This window comes from Bradyrhizobium sp. SBR1B, from assembly GCF_014198205.1.
Taxonomy (GTDB): Bacteria; Pseudomonadota; Alphaproteobacteria; order Rhizobiales; family Xanthobacteraceae; genus Bradyrhizobium.
Map to the genome: position 1 here is coordinate 111,447 of NZ_JACIHC010000014.1, position 14,868 is coordinate 126,314.

At 64.7% G+C, this 14,868-nt stretch carries 14 protein-coding genes; 2 read left to right on the top strand and 12 right to left on the bottom strand.

Annotated features, from left to right (window positions below; all coding sequences use genetic code 11):
- Nucleotides 1-82: 82 nt before the first annotated feature.
- From tilS to tolQ, 9 genes are all read right to left on the bottom strand, one after another.
- Nucleotides 83-1,141, bottom strand: coding sequence for a tRNA lysidine(34) synthetase TilS (tilS, locus tag GGD61_RS28715; protein WP_092254698.1), 1,059 nt, complete (start codon nucleotides 1,139-1,141; stop codon nucleotides 83-85).
- Between the two features lie 77 nt (nucleotides 1,142-1,218).
- Nucleotides 1,219-2,265 carry a tol-pal system protein YbgF gene (gene ybgF / locus GGD61_RS28720; protein WP_177237044.1) on the bottom strand — a complete coding sequence of 349 codons (1,047 nt, stop codon included), beginning with the start codon at nucleotides 2,263-2,265 and terminating at the stop codon, nucleotides 1,219-1,221.
- A 201-nt stretch (nucleotides 2,266-2,466) separates the two neighbouring features.
- On the bottom strand, nucleotides 2,467-2,955 hold the full coding sequence (gene pal, locus GGD61_RS28725) for a peptidoglycan-associated lipoprotein Pal (RefSeq protein ID WP_018317777.1): 489 nt from the start codon (nucleotides 2,953-2,955) through the stop codon (nucleotides 2,467-2,469).
- Between the two features lie 316 nt (nucleotides 2,956-3,271).
- Nucleotides 3,272-3,997, bottom strand: a complete 726-nt coding sequence (locus GGD61_RS28730) for an N-acyl amino acid synthase FeeM domain-containing protein (RefSeq protein ID WP_018317776.1) — start codon at nucleotides 3,995-3,997, stop codon at nucleotides 3,272-3,274.
- A 190-nt stretch (nucleotides 3,998-4,187) separates the two neighbouring features.
- Nucleotides 4,188-6,518 carry a bifunctional diguanylate cyclase/phosphodiesterase gene (locus GGD61_RS28735; RefSeq protein WP_018317775.1) on the bottom strand — a complete coding sequence of 777 codons (2,331 nt, stop codon included), beginning with the start codon at nucleotides 6,516-6,518 and terminating at the stop codon, nucleotides 4,188-4,190.
- Between the two features lie 253 nt (nucleotides 6,519-6,771).
- Nucleotides 6,772-8,118: a Tol-Pal system beta propeller repeat protein TolB gene (gene tolB / locus GGD61_RS28740; protein WP_177237051.1), complete on the bottom strand. Its 1,347-nt coding sequence runs from the start codon at nucleotides 8,116-8,118 to the stop codon at nucleotides 6,772-6,774.
- 41 nt (nucleotides 8,119-8,159) lie between these two features.
- Complete coding sequence (locus GGD61_RS28745; protein WP_092254689.1) at nucleotides 8,160-9,119, bottom strand: protein TolA; 960 nt, start codon at nucleotides 9,117-9,119, stop codon at nucleotides 8,160-8,162.
- Between the two features lie 4 nt (nucleotides 9,120-9,123).
- The gene (gene tolR, locus GGD61_RS28750) at nucleotides 9,124-9,573 is read right to left on the bottom strand and encodes a protein TolR (protein ID WP_092254686.1); all 450 of its coding nucleotides are present in this window, start codon (nucleotides 9,571-9,573) and stop codon (nucleotides 9,124-9,126) included.
- Nucleotides 9,574-9,616: 43 nt separating this feature from the next.
- On the bottom strand, nucleotides 9,617-10,333 hold the full coding sequence (tolQ, locus tag GGD61_RS28755; RefSeq protein ID WP_018317771.1) for a protein TolQ: 717 nt from the start codon (nucleotides 10,331-10,333) through the stop codon (nucleotides 9,617-9,619).
- Between the two features lie 413 nt (nucleotides 10,334-10,746).
- Here tolQ and GGD61_RS28760 point away from each other — a divergent pair, with 413 nt between their 5' ends.
- The gene (locus GGD61_RS28760; RefSeq protein WP_183231684.1) at nucleotides 10,747-11,265 is read left to right on the top strand and encodes a DUF2231 domain-containing protein; all 519 of its coding nucleotides are present in this window, start codon (nucleotides 10,747-10,749) and stop codon (nucleotides 11,263-11,265) included.
- A 112-nt stretch (nucleotides 11,266-11,377) separates the two neighbouring features.
- Here GGD61_RS28760 and GGD61_RS28765 read toward each other — a convergent pair whose 3' ends face one another.
- Both GGD61_RS28765 and GGD61_RS28770 read right to left on the bottom strand, forming a co-directional pair.
- Nucleotides 11,378-11,635: a hypothetical protein gene (locus GGD61_RS28765; RefSeq protein ID WP_018317768.1), complete on the bottom strand. Its 258-nt coding sequence runs from the start codon at nucleotides 11,633-11,635 to the stop codon at nucleotides 11,378-11,380.
- 128 nt (nucleotides 11,636-11,763) lie between these two features.
- The gene (locus tag GGD61_RS28770) at nucleotides 11,764-12,528 is read right to left on the bottom strand and encodes a serine acetyltransferase (protein ID WP_183231685.1); all 765 of its coding nucleotides are present in this window, start codon (nucleotides 12,526-12,528) and stop codon (nucleotides 11,764-11,766) included.
- Between the two features lie 322 nt (nucleotides 12,529-12,850).
- Between GGD61_RS28770 and GGD61_RS28775 the strand changes: the two genes are divergently transcribed.
- The gene (locus GGD61_RS28775) at nucleotides 12,851-14,014 is read left to right on the top strand and encodes an acyl-CoA desaturase (RefSeq protein WP_018317766.1); all 1,164 of its coding nucleotides are present in this window, start codon (nucleotides 12,851-12,853) and stop codon (nucleotides 14,012-14,014) included.
- A gap of 89 nt (nucleotides 14,015-14,103) precedes the next feature.
- Here the strand turns inward: GGD61_RS28775 and GGD61_RS28780 are convergent, their stop codons facing one another.
- Nucleotides 14,104-14,805, bottom strand: a complete 702-nt coding sequence (locus GGD61_RS28780) for a peptidoglycan-binding protein (RefSeq protein ID WP_092254671.1) — start codon at nucleotides 14,803-14,805, stop codon at nucleotides 14,104-14,106.
- Nucleotides 14,806-14,868: the final 63 nt, after the last annotated feature.

Sequence of the window (14,868 nt, forward strand, 5' to 3'; positions counted from 1 at the left end):
CGGTGGTTTTTCCTGCCTGGTTAAGGTGTCCTGACGGCACGGGGCCGAATTGGCCGGTGTCATGATCCGCCCACGCCCACGCCTATCCGCCCTTGCGACGCCGGGCCGGCGCCGGTGCGATGTGGATACGCCCGCCGGCAAGGCTGATCAAGGCTCCCGCAAGGGTCTGCCTCATGGCCGGACGGCCATTTGCGCCTGCGCGAGGGCTTGCGGCGATGGCCTGGTCGAGCACGGCCAGGAGAGATTCAATCTTGCCGAGTTCCGCCGGCCCTTCATGCCCGAGCGCGTTGATGGCCCGCAGTAGCAGCCGCAGCCGGACCTCCTCCGGCAGGCCGGCAAAGGTGGCGGCCTCGAAGCTGCGAACGCCTGCCTGCGGCGCATCGCCGCGATCCCGCAAACGGAGGAAGCGCTCGGCGCCGTCGGCCAGCACCTCGACCGCCGCATTGGCCCGCGCCAGCCGGGCCGCGAGCCGCACCAGCGTGCGGGCATCGCCACCCTCGGCCGCAAGCAGCGGCAGCAGCGCGCGCAGCCGCGGCCGGGTGAAGGCGGTGTCGCGGTTGGTGGGATCGTCGGCAAAGCGGATCCTGGCCCGCCTCAAGGTCGCGATCAGCTGCGCCTTCGGGACCTCGAGCAGCGGACGCGCCAGCACGATCCCGTCGCGCTCGCTGAGGGAGGCCATTGCCGACAGCCCGGCAAGTCCGCTGCCGCGCAACAGGCGCATCAAGAGGGTCTCGGCCTGATCGTCGCGGGTGTGAGCGGTCAGCACATGGCTCGCGCCAACGGCACGCGCGGCCTGCGCGAGCAAGCGGTAGCGTGCCTCGCGCGCCGCCGCCGGCAGTCCGGTCTTCGGCTTTGCGCCGCGCCAGCGCAGGGTCCGGTGCGGCAATCCAAGCTCAGTGGCGAGCCGCTTGACATCGCGCGCCTCACGCGCCGCCTCTCGCCGCAGGCCGTGATCGATCGTGACGACGGTGAGACGCGGGCCCCGCGCAAGGCTGCGCTGCCAGCGCGCCGCAAGCCACATCAGCGCGACCGAGTCCGGCCCGCCCGACACGGCGAGCACCAGCGCCGGCGCGCGCTTCAGGCCGGCGAAGAGCCGCCTCGCCTCGCGTGCCGAGATCGGAGAATTGTCATCGTCTGACATGACGCGGGCCCTGACTGCCGCAGGCGGATGGTTACGATGTCTAGCGCAGCACCATCCGCATTGTCAGGACCCTGACGTCAGCACTTCACCCGTTTCTGCTCGCGGTCGACCGCGGCTTTGACGCCGGCGGAGGCGCGCGGATATTTGCGGCCGACCTCGCCGAAGGCGGCGCAGGCGGCCTCCTTCTCCTTCAGCGCGGCGAGCGACTGGCCGAGCCGCAGCAGCGCATCCGGAGCCTTGGCCGATTTTTCATATTTGGTGGTGACGGCGAGGAAGGCTTCCGCGGAGTCCCGATATTGCTGGCGCTGGAAGTAGCTCTCGCCGAGCCAGTATTGCGCGTCCCCGAGCAGCGGGTCGCTCGGATATTTCTGCGTGAAGTTCTTCATGGTCTGCTCGGCGAGCGCGTAGTCCTTGCGCTGCATGTAGCCGATGCCGAGGTCGAACTCGTCGCGCGGCGTCGCCGAGGGCGGCAGGGTGGTCAGGCCGGCGCCGCCAGCCGGCGGCGGATAGCCGGATTGGGCCGGCGGATAGCCGGGCTGCGCGGCCGGGGGAGCGGCCTGCTGCTGATAACGGGGGCCGGTGTTGGCGAGATCGAGCGGCTCGCCGGCGCCGCGGCCGCCGGGTGCTCCCGACGGCATCGGCTGCGGGCCGCCGCCGAGCGCGCGCGGCGCACCGGGCGCGTTCGGGTTCTGGCTCGGATCGAAGGCATCGCCGCGGCGACGCGTGCCGGGAGCGCCGGGCGCCGGCTGCTCCTGAATGATCGGCGCCGGAGCGGCGCTCTGCGGCTGCTCGTAATTCGGCTGCACGGCCTGCTGCTGCGGCTGCTGGCGATAGCCGGGCGCGACCTGACCTGGTCCGACCTGGGCGGGCGGCATCGCCGCGACGTTGGGCGCCTGTCCGGGCGCGCCCTGGGCGCCGCCCTCGAGCGCCCGCAGCCGCTCTTCGAGCTGGCGGTTGCGGTATTGCAGCTCTTCGTTCTGGCCGGTGAGCTGGCGCAGCTGGTTCTCCAGCCGCTCGATCCGCATCTCGGGATCATCATCGGTCTGGGCGAAGGCGGGCGTGCACAAGGGGAGCAGCGCGGCGATGGCCACGGCGCCTGTAAGGACCTTAAATCTGGATGACATCTTGCCCTGACGACGAAAGCGAAATGGCCTGCGACGGAACATGCGACGCGCCACACATTGAAGGGGAGTACGCCAAAAATGTGTCTGGCACCACGGGGATTCTGTCACGGATTGCTGAAACGAAACCGGCGCCCGAGAGGGCGCCGGCATAATCGGTCTTGGAAGATGAACGGCGCCTGACTGAGTGTCAGTATCTCGGCGTCAGGAGCTCGCGTTCAGCACGGTGACGGCACGACGGTTCTGCGACCAGCAAGAGATGTCGTTACAGACGGCGACCGGCCGCTCCTTGCCGTAGGAGATCGTGCGCATGCGGTTCGGATCGATACCGCGCGAGGCGAGGAACGAACGCACCGACTGGGCACGGCGGGCGCCGAGCGCGATGTTGTATTCGCGGGTGCCGCGCTCGTCGGCATGGCCTTCGACGGTGAAGCTGTAGCGCGGATAGGTCTGCAGCCACTGCGCCTGCTTCTCCAGGGTCACGATCGCCTGCGGGGTCAGATCGGTCTGGTCGCTTTCGAAGAACACGCGGTCACCCACGTTGACGACGAAATCCTGCTGACTGCCAGGCGTTGCCGCATTGGCCATCGCATCCGTCGCAGCATTCTTGTTGGCGCAGGCGCCCATCGACAGCGCGACGGCGAGCACCGCGACCAGCTTCAATCCCTGGAGGATACGCATAGGATGTTTCATTCCGGAGCCTCCACGCTCACGTTAGTCCACTGCTGTCCGGTCTACAGGGGGTTGGTTAAGCGAACGTTCCGTCAACCTTGACGGAACCTTGCCTCAGCCGATCAAATGCCCCCAACCAGCGAAAAGCACCCGTCATGGTTAATGGGTTGTAAATGTGGCGCGAGGGTGAAGGCAAGTCGCACCGGCCGGCAAAAACGCCGGCTTTCGCCTGAATTTTGGGCCCAGGACGTGATGGCGACGCGCGACGGGTAAAGGGTGACGGGCAAAGGCCGAGCCCAGGCTCAAACCTGGCGCCGCATCCGCGCCACCGCCGACTTTAGGCGTGCGCGGCGTCCGCCACGAGCACCGGTCGCTGCGGCACCTGGCGCTGGCCGCCGCGCCCGAACAGCATCCGCCGCTCGAACGCGGTCGACCGCATGATCGGATAACGCTCGAACACCTTCTTGCGGAAGGTCGGGAAGTCCGCGGCCATCAGTCCGAACGGCTTGGTGAGGCCGGGAACCAGGCGGGGCTCGGCGATGGTCTCGTGCAGGAACACCCGCCGGTAGAAAGCCTGATGCTCGGGACGCACGATGGCGAGACCGAGATCGGCATTGAAATGCTCGCAGGCCATGTAAGCGAGACGCGTTGTCAGATAGGGCAATTCCGGAACCCGCTTGACCTGGTCGGGATCGGCGACGAAGCGGGTCGGGTCGATCATGACCTCGCCGCGGTCGAGCCGCGGCAGCAGGATGTCCGGGAAGACATCGGCCGAGGTGGACTCGCGCCATTCCGATGTCAGCACGCTGATGCGCACCGAGCTGCAGAGCTCGCCATGGAGATAGACGCCGAAGGTCCACGCGTTCGGCAGCTCGTCGTAGCGGTCGGTCACCCGCGCATCGGCGGAGGGCTTGACCGCGCCCTCCCGCAGATAGGCGCGGTAGCGGAGATTGTAGATCTCCTCCTTCTCCGCGACGGTTTCCGCAAGATGATAATCGACGTCGGTCAGAAGCTCCGCTCCCCGTCCAACAGCCGAAATGACAGATCTGGCTGAGGACTGCATTCCAACTCCTTACCCACACTCACGTCGCGACATTCAAAGGCAATTCCCGCAAGACAACTTGCGCGCGCGCCATGATTTATTAACACCTTCTTAACAAGTATGCAAAGCAATCGAACGGTTAGGGTTAACCACCGTAGCACTACGGTACCCTGCAACAGCCTGAAATGTTGGGACGTTTTGAGAAACGGACTTAAGCGAAGGAGCGCGAGCTGGCGACGTGGAGCTGGCCTTCGCCGCGCCGTCCATGCGAGGCGTTGAGCAGCTGGCGCATCCGCACGGCGGGCACCGGACGGCTGAACAAATAGCCTTGCGCCTCGGAGACGGTGCCGTCGGCGCTGATCAGATCGAGCTGCTCATTGGTCTCGATGCCTTCGACCACGACGGCCATGCCGAGATCGGCGGACAGCCGCGCCACGCCGCGCAGCAGCGTCAGCGGGCGGTCGGTGTCGATGCCTTCGAGGAAGGATCGGTCGATCTTCACCTTCTGCATCGGGAAATTGTGCAGATAGCTGAGGCTGGAATAGCCGGTGCCGAAATCGTCGAGCGAGATGCGCACGCCGAGCGCATGCAATTGCGACAGGATGTCGTGGGTCAGCTGGGTGTTGCGCAGCAGGGAGGACTCGGTGATCTCGATCTCCAGCCGATGCGCCGGCAGGCCCGACACCTCCAGCGCGTAGCGGATTTCGCTCAGCACGTCGCGCTGGTGGAATTGCTGCGGCGAGAAGTTGACGGCGACGCTGACGCCCTCCGGCCACTTCATGCATTCCATGCAGGCGCGGCGCAGGATCCAGCGGCCGAGATCGACGATCAGGCCCATGTCCTCGGCGACCGGGATGATGTCGATCGGCGAGACCGTGCCGCGCACCGGATGATTCCAGCGCAGCAGCGCCTCGCAGGTGGTGATCTTGCCGGACTTCAGATTGACCAGCGGCTGGTAGAACAGCTCGAATTCCTCGTTGGCGAGCGCCTTGCGCAGATCGAGCTCGAGGATGCGGCGGGCCTCGACGGTCGCCGCCATCTCGTCGCGGAAGAAGCAGAAGGTGCCGCGGCCGTCGGCCTTGGCGCGGTACAGCGCCATGTCGGCATTCTTGAGCAGCGTATCGGCACTGGCATCGCCCGGCGAGGTCAGCGCGATGCCGACGCTGGCGCCGATCTCGACCAAATGATTGTCGATGCGGTAGCGCTCGCTCAGCCGCTCGACGATGCGGCGGGCCAGCGCGGCGGCGTCCTCGGGCGAGGAGATGTTCTGCTGGAACACGACGAATTCGTCGCCGCCGAATCGGGCGACGAAATCTTCGGGGCGCAGCATCTCGCGCAGACGGTTGGCGACGGCGCACAGCAGCTGGTCGCCGCAGGGATGACCGAGCGTGTCGTTGACCTGCTTGAACTGGTCGAGGTCGACGAACAGCAGCGCGGACAGCCGCTCGGCGTGATGCGAATTCTTCAGCAGCCGCTCGATCTCGTCGTGGAAGCTGACACGGTTGGGCAGCGCGGTGAGCTCGTCATAACGGGCGAGATGGCTGATGCGGGCTTCCGCATTGGTGCGTTCGGTGATGTCTTCCAGCAGCAGCACCGTGCCGCCGCCGGTCATCGGCTGGAACGTCCAGGCCAGGGTGCGGCCGCGCGAGGAATCCGGATCCGCGGTGACGATCTCGCAGATCCGCGCATGCTCGATCTCGGCCAGGATCTGATCGCCGCTCTCCGCCGAGATCGACCCGGCGGAAACGCAGGCCGCCGCGATATCGGCGGCGGTGGCGCCGCGCTTGACGAGGTCCTCGGGCAAGGCCATCAGCTCGCCGAAACGATGGTTCATCACCGCAAGGCGGCCGTCGGCGCGGAACATGCACAGGCCATGCGGCATGTTGTTGAGCGCGGTGTCGAACTGGCTCGCCAGCGCGGATTCGCGGAAGCTCGAGGTCAGCGCCTTGACGAAGATCGCATGCAGGCTGAGGTTGATGTTCTTCAGTCCGATGAAGAAGAACACCAGCAGGATGGCAAGACCGATGTGGTAGAAGCCGCCGTGCAGCAGCAGGGCGAGCGACATCGGACCGCAGGCCAGTGCGACGTGCCACTGGATCACCCGGGGCTGCCCGTAATTGCGGGCGGCGCCGCCCGCGGTGTAGCCGATGCCGATGGCCACACAGAGCATGTCGGCGACCGGATCGTTGTTGTTGTAGATGACGACGAAGGCCCACACACCGAGCACCGCCGCATAACTCAGCGCGCCGATCCAGTAACGCGGCTCCAGGTGCTTGGCCTCTTCGAATGACAGCACCTGGGTGCGGTTTTCATACCCGCGCATCTGGAACGCGCGCGCGGTGCCGATAGCGATCAGCAGAAACGCGAGCGGCCACAGCCAGACATCGCCCGTCTTCAACGCAGTCATCACCGCGGCCACGGCCGCGGAGGCCGAGCCGAAGAAGATCGCCCAGAAATTCTGCACCATGGAGTTGATGAGAGCGGCGTAGAGTATCGGCTCCAGCTCGTCTCGATCACTCTGCTTCTGGTCGGCCAGTTGCATTGGCTTGTTACGCGTCCTGTTTGGCGCGTAGTCTTACCCAGCCCAGATGAAGTCTTTCTGAGGGAACATCGTTAAAGTCGAGTTGTTTTTCGGTATCAGCGAACCGATTTCCGCTTAAATATCAAGCAACTAGGCAAGCCTTGCCGGGCACAAGGTGAAGGAAAGCTTGCTTGGCGCCGAGAAGTCGAAAAAATCGGCGCGTTTTTTCGACAACATCGCGCGTCTGAACGCGCGATGTTTTAGCGTTCTCTTGTCAGCCCGCCGTCGAGGACAGCAGCGGCGACCACGCGGGGTCGGAGGCGAAGCCCGGCGTCGGCACCTTGAGCTCGTTGCGGCCAGAGATGTCGACGCTGTACAGCGACGGCCCGCCACTGCCGCCGGGATCGCGGAAGAACATCAGCACCCGGCCGTTCGGCGAGAAGGTCGGCCCTTCGTTGTGGAAGCCGGAGGTGAGCAGCCGCTCGCCGGAGCCGTCCGGCTTCATGACGCCGATCGAGAACTGTCCACCGCCCTGCCTGGTGAAGGCGATGTAATCGCCCTTCGGCGACCACACCGGGGTCGAGTAGCTGGCGTTGGTATCGTCCTTGGAGAAGGAGATGCGCTGCGCCTGTCCTCCGCCCGCCGCCATCACGTAGATCTGCGACCTGCCCCCGCGATCGGACTCGAAGCAGATGCGGGTGCCATCCGGCGAGTAAGACGGAGACGTGTCGATCGCCGGCGTGTCGGTGAGGCGCGTGGTCGAGCGCGAGCGCAGATCCATCACGAACAAATTGGAATTGCCGCCCTGCTGCAAGCTCATGATGACGCGCTGGCCGTCCGGCGAGAAGCGCGGCGCAAAGGTCATGCCCGGGAAGTTGCCGACGATCTCGCGCTGGCCGGTCTCGATGTTGAACAGATAGACCTTCGGATCGCCCTGGCCGAACTCCATATAGGTGATCTCTTGCGAGTTCGGCGAGAAGCGCGGCGTCAGCACGAGGTCGGAGCCGCGGGTCAGGTAGCGCACATTGGCACCGTCCTGGTCCATCATCGCGAGCCGCTTGACGCGGCGCTCCTTCGGACCGCTTTCGTCCACGAACACCACGCGGCTGTCGAAATAGCCCTTCTCGCCGGTCATCCGCTCGTAGATCTGGTCGGAGATGATGTGGGCGATGCGGCGCCAATATTCCGGCGAGGTGAAATATTGCTGCCCGGCAAGCTGCTGGCCGGAGACCACGTCCCACAAACGGAATTCGGCCTTCAGCCGTCCGTCTGACTGCCGCGTCATGCGGCCGGTGACGAGGGCTTGCGCGTTGAGCGTCTTCCAGTTCTGGAATTGCGGCGCGACGTCGATGTTGCTGATGCGCTCGATGAAGGCGGCCTGGTCGATCGGCGCGAACAGGCCCGAACGCTTGAGATTGTTGGTGATGACCTGCGTGACGCCGTTGCCGACGTCGCCGTCGGACGGCGAGCCCGGCACGAAGCCGGTGATCGCAATCGGGATCGGCTGAAATGCATTGGGGTCGATGCGGATGCGGCCGTCCTGGCCTTGAGCGAAGGCACGTCCGCCCCCGAGCATCGCGAGCGTCGATCCGGTCAGGGTCATGAAGCGGCGGCGGTTCATCGATCGGACGTCATTCATTGCAAAATTCTTTTGTTCGGATGTCACAACATATCTTTCAGGCCGAAAGTCATCGGAATGAGCTTCCAGCTCTCGTACTGCTGCTTCGGCATGAACGAGTAGACCTGGCACTGCACGATGGCGCGCTTGGCGCTCTCCGCCACCGCCTGGGCGATCGACCGCGACGGTCCCCTCACCGCGACCACGATGGGCTCGGACGCCAGCGATCCGTCGATCTTCATGGGAATGTCGATGTCGGCTTCGTACTGGTCGGCATCCTGCCCGTTATAGGTCGGCGTGAAGCAGCGCTTGACCGCGCCCTGGAACGCACCGCGCCATGTCGCAACGTTGTTGGCAGCAGTGCCGGTCGCCGATCCCAGCGAGGCCGACGCATTCAGCGCCGAGCCGGTCTGTTCGTGCCGGGTCGCGGCACGCTTGTCGAGGTCGCGCTGGATCTGTGCGGGATCGAAGCTGCGCTCCTTGGGCTTCGGCTGCTGCTGCGGCTGCACCGCCGCGACCTTCTGCTCCACGGGCTTGGGCGGCGGCTTCTTGGTCTCCAGCTTCTTCTGCAGCTCGGCGATCGGATCTTCCTTGGCCGGATCAGGCTTCTTTTCCTGCGGCTTCGGCTCTTCCTTCGGCTTCGCCTCGGCGACGGGCTTCGGCGGCTCGGGCTTCTTCTCCACCGGCTTCTCGACCGGCTTCGGCGGCGGCTCTGGCTGCGAATTGGTCTTGATCAGCTCTTTCTTCTCGGTGACCTTGCCGACGGCGTCTTCCTCCGGCTTGGGCTCGGCGATCTTCTCGACCTTGGGCTTGGGCTCTTCCTTCTTGCCGGTCTTCTGCCCGGCCATCATCTTCGCGAGCTGATCGGTGGAGATGATGTCGATCGGGAGCGACTCTTCCGGCGCGACGTAGGCCTTGCTGCTAAAGGTGACGAGGCCCCATCCCAGCACGAGGACATGCAGGGCAATCGACGCAACGAGTGTCTTGTCGACGTTCACCTTCACCGGCCTATCCCTGATCCGCCTCGGTCACGAGCGCCAGCTTCTTGAAGCCAGCGCCAGACAACAGGCCCATCACCCTGGCCACCGTGCCGTAATCCGCCTTCTTGTCGGCGCGCAGATAGATGCGCTCCTCGAGCCCGCCGCGCGCATCCGTGATCGCCTTCAGCTTCGGCACCAGCTCGTTGATCGCGATCTCGGCATCGTTGATGAACACCTTGCCCTTGATGTCGACCGACATCTGGATCGGCTTCTGGTCGTTGTTTTCGAGGCTCTTAGCCTGGGTCTGCGGCAGGTCGAGCGGCACGCCGACCGTCAGCATCGGCGCCGACACCATGAAGATGATGAGCAGCACCAGCATCACGTCGACCATCGGCGTGACGTTGATCTCGGCCACAACGGGCTTGCGCCGGCCACGGCGCCCGCCGCCTCCGGACGAACTCGCAACGTTCATCGCCATGATCGCGTGCCCAAATTGCCCTTCACACTATACATGCCGTCCGTCAGCCCCGCTCGTCGATCTGACGCGACAGGATGGCGGAAAATTCATCAGCGAAGCCCTCGAGCCGCTGGGCCTGCCGGTTCACCTCGGAGGTGAACTTATTGTAGAAAATAGTGGCAGGAATGGCGGCGATAAGGCCGACCGCGGTCGCAAACAGCGCCTCCGCGATGCCCGGCGCCACCACCGCCAGAGAGGTATTTTTCGACGCCGCGATCGACTGGAAGCTCGACATGATGCCCCAGACCGTGCCGAACAGGCCGACGAAGGGGCCGGCGGAGCCGACGGTCGCAAGCACCAGCAAACGGCGTTCCAGCCGCTCGACCTCGCGCGCGATCGAGACGTTCATCACCTTGTCGATGCGCATCTGCAGGCCCGCGACCGAGCGGGCCTGGTTCTCGAACGAGCGCTTCCACTCGCGCATCGCGGCGACGAAACACGCCGCCATCGAATGCGTCGGCTTGGCCGAGAGGGTGCGATAGAGCTCCTCGATCGATTCGCCGGACCAGAAGGCCTGCTCGAAACGGTCCATCGAGCGGCGGGTACGGGCAAACAGGAAGATCTTGTCGATGGCGATCGCCCAGACCCAGACCGAGCAGGACAGAAGTCCCAGCATCACCGCTTTCACGATCCAGTGAGCCTGCCAGAACAGCGCGATCAGCGACACGTCCGCGGAAGCGGCAACCGGAAGGGCTGACTGAGCCACGTCGGCCGGATTCATAAGCAGTATCCTCTCAAGGCGATCGTTACCCAATGTGCCGGCCAGCAAATGGCTGCCGGTTCCCCAATGGCCGCGCTAGAACCGGCGCGGCCGGCAAGCCCGCTCAAAGCCTTGTCTTTCTGGGTGCAGGGGCTCGTCCAAAGCCGGCCGTCTGCATTCCCTGCCAAGATGTCAAAACTATGGGCCTTTGGCCCCGGGCCTTGACGGGTCTCGGCTTCGGGCTTTGGGCGCGACTGTCCGCCCTTACCAGAGCCCGGCGTTGGTTAATGCGAGGTTACCGCAGGCAAATTTGGCTGCCGGAAAGGTAGGCCACGCAGGCAGTTGGATCGGCTTGGGTCCGGACACCTGGGTCCGGAGGAACCAGCCCTCGCCCGAAAAATTGTCCCAAAAATCACTTTCCGCGAGGTCCTGCCATGACCATCAACCCCAAGACGACCGCCGCGATCGGCGATCACCCGCTCCACCCCATGCTCATCCCGTTCCCGGTCGCATGTCTGGTCGGCGCGCCCATCGCCGATCTCGCGTTCATCGGAACCGGCGACAATTTCTGGGCCAGAGCCGCGATGTGGCTGATCGGGGCTGGCATCGTCATGGCGCTCGTCGCGGCCGTGGCCGGCTTTACGGACTTCTTCAGCGAGCCCCGCATCCGCCGCCTCAACGATGCCTGGTACCACATGGTCGGCAATCTCGGGGCGGTCGTGCTGGCCCTGATCAATTTCTACCTGCGCTACGCCCAAGGCGCCGAAGCCGCGATCAAGCCGTGGGGCGTGGTGCTCTCCCTGATCGTGGTCGGCATCCTCCTGTTCACGGGATGGAAGGGCTGGGAGATGGTCTACCGTCATCACGTCGCGGTGCTGGATGCGCCGGGCCAGACCAGCTCGGAGCCGATCACGCCCCAGCATGGCGGCGAGAGCCATCGTCGCGCCGCCTGAAACCAGCGATCGCGTTACGGGCGAGCTCGCCGGCGCAGGCTGAGCACATAGAGCCAGCCGCCTGCCGCGATCAGCACAGGCAGAACAAAGAGCGCAAAGTCGCGGAGCAGGATCATGGGTCCAGCCCCGCTTCCGCAAACGAAACAGCGCGCCCAAGCGCGAAGGCGGCAAGCTGATAGAGGGCGCCGCTGAGAAAGACGTGCCACGCACCGCTTTCCACGAACTCCTGATAAGTCTTGACCTCGGTCGGCCAACCATTGAGGAACGCGATCGCGACCGGCAGCAAGCATCCGAACCGTTCGAACAGGTCCGAGGCACGCGCAAGCAGCGCGATGCGCTGCCTGGTCTCCTTGCATACAATCGTGGTCATGGTCGTACCCGTCGGCGCAGGCGAAAAGGCGCCGTCGGGGCTTGGTCGGGCCTCATCGCGATTCGGTTCTAAGGCGCCTGTCTTTTTGCGCGGGCGCATGGATTGGAACGTCGCGCTCTCGGTGAGCGTCAGGCTGCGGAAGCGGGTTCGGGGCAGTTGGTCAGACGCGCGGGATTGCCGATTGCCGTGCAGCCGGCGGGCACGTCACTGATCACGACCGTCCCGGCGCCGATTTTGGCGAAATCGCCGACCTCGATGTTGCCGAGGATGGTCGCGCCGGAGCCGATGAAGACGCCGCGGCCGATGCGAGGCGAGCGCATCGGCAAGTCGCCATGGCGCCCGATGCTGACGTTCTGAAGGATGGTGACCTCGTCGCCGATCACCACATTGGCGCCGATCACGATCCCGGTGGCGTGGTCGAGATTCACCGACGATCCAAGGGTCGCGGCGGGATGAATGCTGACCTGCAGGACGTTCGAGGCCTCGTTCTGCAACAGCAGCGCCGCGTCGCGCTGGTCATGACGCCAGAGCCGGTGCGAGACGCGCCAGGCTTGGAGCGCCAAATAGCCCTTGAAATGCAGCAGCGGCGGCAACAGGCCGGCGACGGCGGGATCGCGGAGCACGATCGCCTGCAAGTCGCGGCCGGCCGCTTCGATCAATTCCGGCGCGCCACGAAAGGCGTCGATAGAAAAGGCCGTGAAGCGTGCCTGTTCGGCGGCGTTGCCGCCAAGCCTGCGTCCGATCAGATCGGCCAGAGCCGCGGCAAAATTATCATGCGCCAGCACCGCATCGGCAAGCGACTTGCCGAAGACGGGATCGGATGCGCACGCACGCTGCGCCTCCGCGCGTATATTCTGCCAGAGGCGATCATTCGTTGCGGTCGCAGCTGCCATCAAGGCCGCCTCCGGTGCTTTGGTGCTTCCTTCACGTGTCGAATATAGGCTGCGGGCAACCCGCGCGCCACGCGGCGGCCGCAATGACTACCTGAGCACCATGCCGCAGCTCCCCGTGGGGCTACGAGCTTGCATGCCAGCCATCCGCGACCATATAGTCAGTCGAATTTTCGGCCGACGCTGCTTTGGCCGGGATGATCACGCAAAGCAGCTCGCTCAAGCCCCGCGGTGGTCCGCCACCCGCGGGTTTTTCGTACCCGGTAGCCCTCAATGCTGCCGATGCAAAATCCCGGATCCCCGTTACCTGAGGTCACGCTGAAACATGTTGCCCAACGCGCCCGCCGACGACCACCACGACGACGTCATGTACCCCTCCGCCATACCGTTCGTGTTGGTCCATCTCGGTTGCTTTGCGGCGATCTGGTCAGGCGTCACGTGGCAGGCCGTCGCGATCTGTGGGGCGCTGTATGTCGTGCGGATGTTTGCGATCGGGGCGGGCTATCACCGCTATTTCTCGCATCGGGCTTTCGCCACCGGCCGCGTGTTTCAGTTCATCCTGGCCTGCCTTGCGCAAAGCACCGCGCAGAAGAGCGTGTTGTGGTGGGCGGCCAAGCACCGGCATCATCATCTGCATTCCGACACCGAACTGGATGTGCATTCGCCGCGTCAGCGCGGTTTCCTGTACAGCCATCTTGGCTGGATCTTTTACCGGGAGCACGATGGGACTGATCTCGTGAAAGTCGGCGATCTCACGGTCTTTCCTGAGCTGATGTGGCTGCATCGGCTGGAGCTGCTGCCGGCCTTCGTGCTTGCAGCGCTCTGCTTCATGGCGGCGGGGTGGTCGGGTCTGATCGTCGGCTTCCTCTGGAGCACGGTGCTGGTCTATCACGCGACCTTCTGCATCAATTCGCTGGCCCATGTGCACGGACGCAAGCGCTACGTGACGGGCGACGACTCCCGCAACAACTGGCTGCTGGCGCTGCTCACTATGGGCGAGGGCTGGCACAACAATCACCACGCCTATCAGAGCAGCGTGCGGCAGGGTTTTCGCTGGTGGGAGATCGACGTCACCTATTACGTGCTGAAGGTGTTGTCCTGGTTCGGAATCGTCTGGAACATGAAGGCGCCGCCCGAACAGGTGCTGCGTAACGAGCAGCCGCTCGGCGCCCGCGTCATCAATCGGGCCGCCCGCGAGCTTGCCGGGCGGTTCGACGCGCCGAAGCTTGCCCATGCGATCTCTTCGGCGCTGCACCGCGCCGACCCGACCCAGCTGCAGCTGCCGACGCTGCACGACATCCTCAATCGCGCGCATGACGGCGTCGACGCGCTGACACACCTGCATCTGCCGAAGATACCGACCCGCGAGGAGTTTCTCGCCGAGGCCAAGGCGATGTTCGCACGAACGCGATCGCTCAACGAGATCGTGGATCACGCCTACGAACACTTCCTGGCTTCGGTTCACGCGCAGCTCGCCACCGCGCGCTGAAGCCGGCGGCCATGCGATGCAGCCCGGCGCGCGTCATGGCGCCGGGACGCTTCCGTCGCGCGCGCGGCAGGTAAGAATCCCGCCGATCCCTAGAGTTCGATCTTCAACCGTTTTGCGGTCTGCGGTCCGACCTGTCCGTCGACAATGAGTCCCTTGGTCGCCTGAAACGCTGCGACCGCCGCCACCGTCAGGTCATTGTATTCACCGTCGATCGTCCCCGGATTGAATCCCAGCTCTTTCAAAGCGCGTTGAATGTCCCGAATGACGGACGCCTTCATGTTCGGCTGCCCAAGCGCATACAGCTGGCTCGGCTCAGCCAGGTCGAGTGCTCCACCCGCCGCCCCATACGTAAAGTTCGGCAGCAAGACGCCGGTATCCCAATTCCGGCCCGACACCTTGCCGCGACGAACGCCATAGGCGGTGCCCATCGCCTCCACGGTGCCGCCCTCGCCGTCACAAACGACGATGTGCCCCATCATGCCCGGTCCGGGCGGGTAGCGGAGAAGAATGCCTCCCACCGTTGAAGCTGCCTGCCGCCACGGCACGCGCTTTCCGAGTTTTTGTGAATCGCTCTTCCAGGCGCCCGTATAGGCTTCGACCGTTGCAGGATTGCCGTTGTCGTCGACGCATCCGTACAGGATTCCACCGACCTGATACACCAGCCAGGACATGAACTCCGCGCAGTCCCATGGACCGTGCCAGTTCTTGTTGTTCTTGGGAACGCAGACATTGACGTATTTCTCGCCGATGCGGGACTCGGCCAGCTTCAGCATCTTTTCGCCGTCGGTCATGCTCAATTCCTTCTGCGCAATGAACTTGCTAAAATTCGGCCCTCAATAATCGAGACATCTATT

Bases quoted from the DNA above. Each gene is read 5' to 3' on its own strand.
- tilS (WP_092254698.1), bottom strand. From the start codon at position 1,141: ATGTCAGACGATGACAATTCTCCGATCTCGGCACGCGAGGCGAGGCGG.
- ybgF (WP_177237044.1), bottom strand. From the start codon at position 2,265: ATGTCATCCAGATTTAAGGTCCTTACAGGCGCCGTGGCCATCGCCGCG.
- pal (WP_018317777.1), bottom strand. From the start codon at position 2,955: ATGAAACATCCTATGCGTATCCTCCAGGGATTGAAGCTGGTCGCGGTG.
- GGD61_RS28730 (WP_018317776.1), bottom strand. From the start codon at position 3,997: ATGCAGTCCTCAGCCAGATCTGTCATTTCGGCTGTTGGACGGGGAGCG.
- GGD61_RS28735 (WP_018317775.1), bottom strand. From the start codon at position 6,518: ATGCAACTGGCCGACCAGAAGCAGAGTGATCGAGACGAGCTGGAGCCG.
- tolB (WP_177237051.1), bottom strand. From the start codon at position 8,118: ATGAACCGCCGCCGCTTCATGACCCTGACCGGATCGACGCTCGCGATG.
- tolR (WP_092254686.1), bottom strand. From the start codon at position 9,573: ATGGCGATGAACGTTGCGAGTTCGTCCGGAGGCGGCGGGCGCCGTGGC.
- tolQ (WP_018317771.1), bottom strand. From the start codon at position 10,333: ATGAATCCGGCCGACGTGGCTCAGTCAGCCCTTCCGGTTGCCGCTTCC.
- GGD61_RS28760 (WP_183231684.1), top strand. From the start codon at position 10,747: ATGACCATCAACCCCAAGACGACCGCCGCGATCGGCGATCACCCGCTC.
- GGD61_RS28765 (WP_018317768.1), bottom strand. From the start codon at position 11,635: ATGACCACGATTGTATGCAAGGAGACCAGGCAGCGCATCGCGCTGCTT.
- GGD61_RS28770 (WP_183231685.1), bottom strand. From the start codon at position 12,528: ATGGCAGCTGCGACCGCAACGAATGATCGCCTCTGGCAGAATATACGC.
- GGD61_RS28775 (WP_018317766.1), top strand. From the start codon at position 12,851: ATGTTGCCCAACGCGCCCGCCGACGACCACCACGACGACGTCATGTAC.
- GGD61_RS28780 (WP_092254671.1), bottom strand. From the start codon at position 14,805: ATGACCGACGGCGAAAAGATGCTGAAGCTGGCCGAGTCCCGCATCGGC.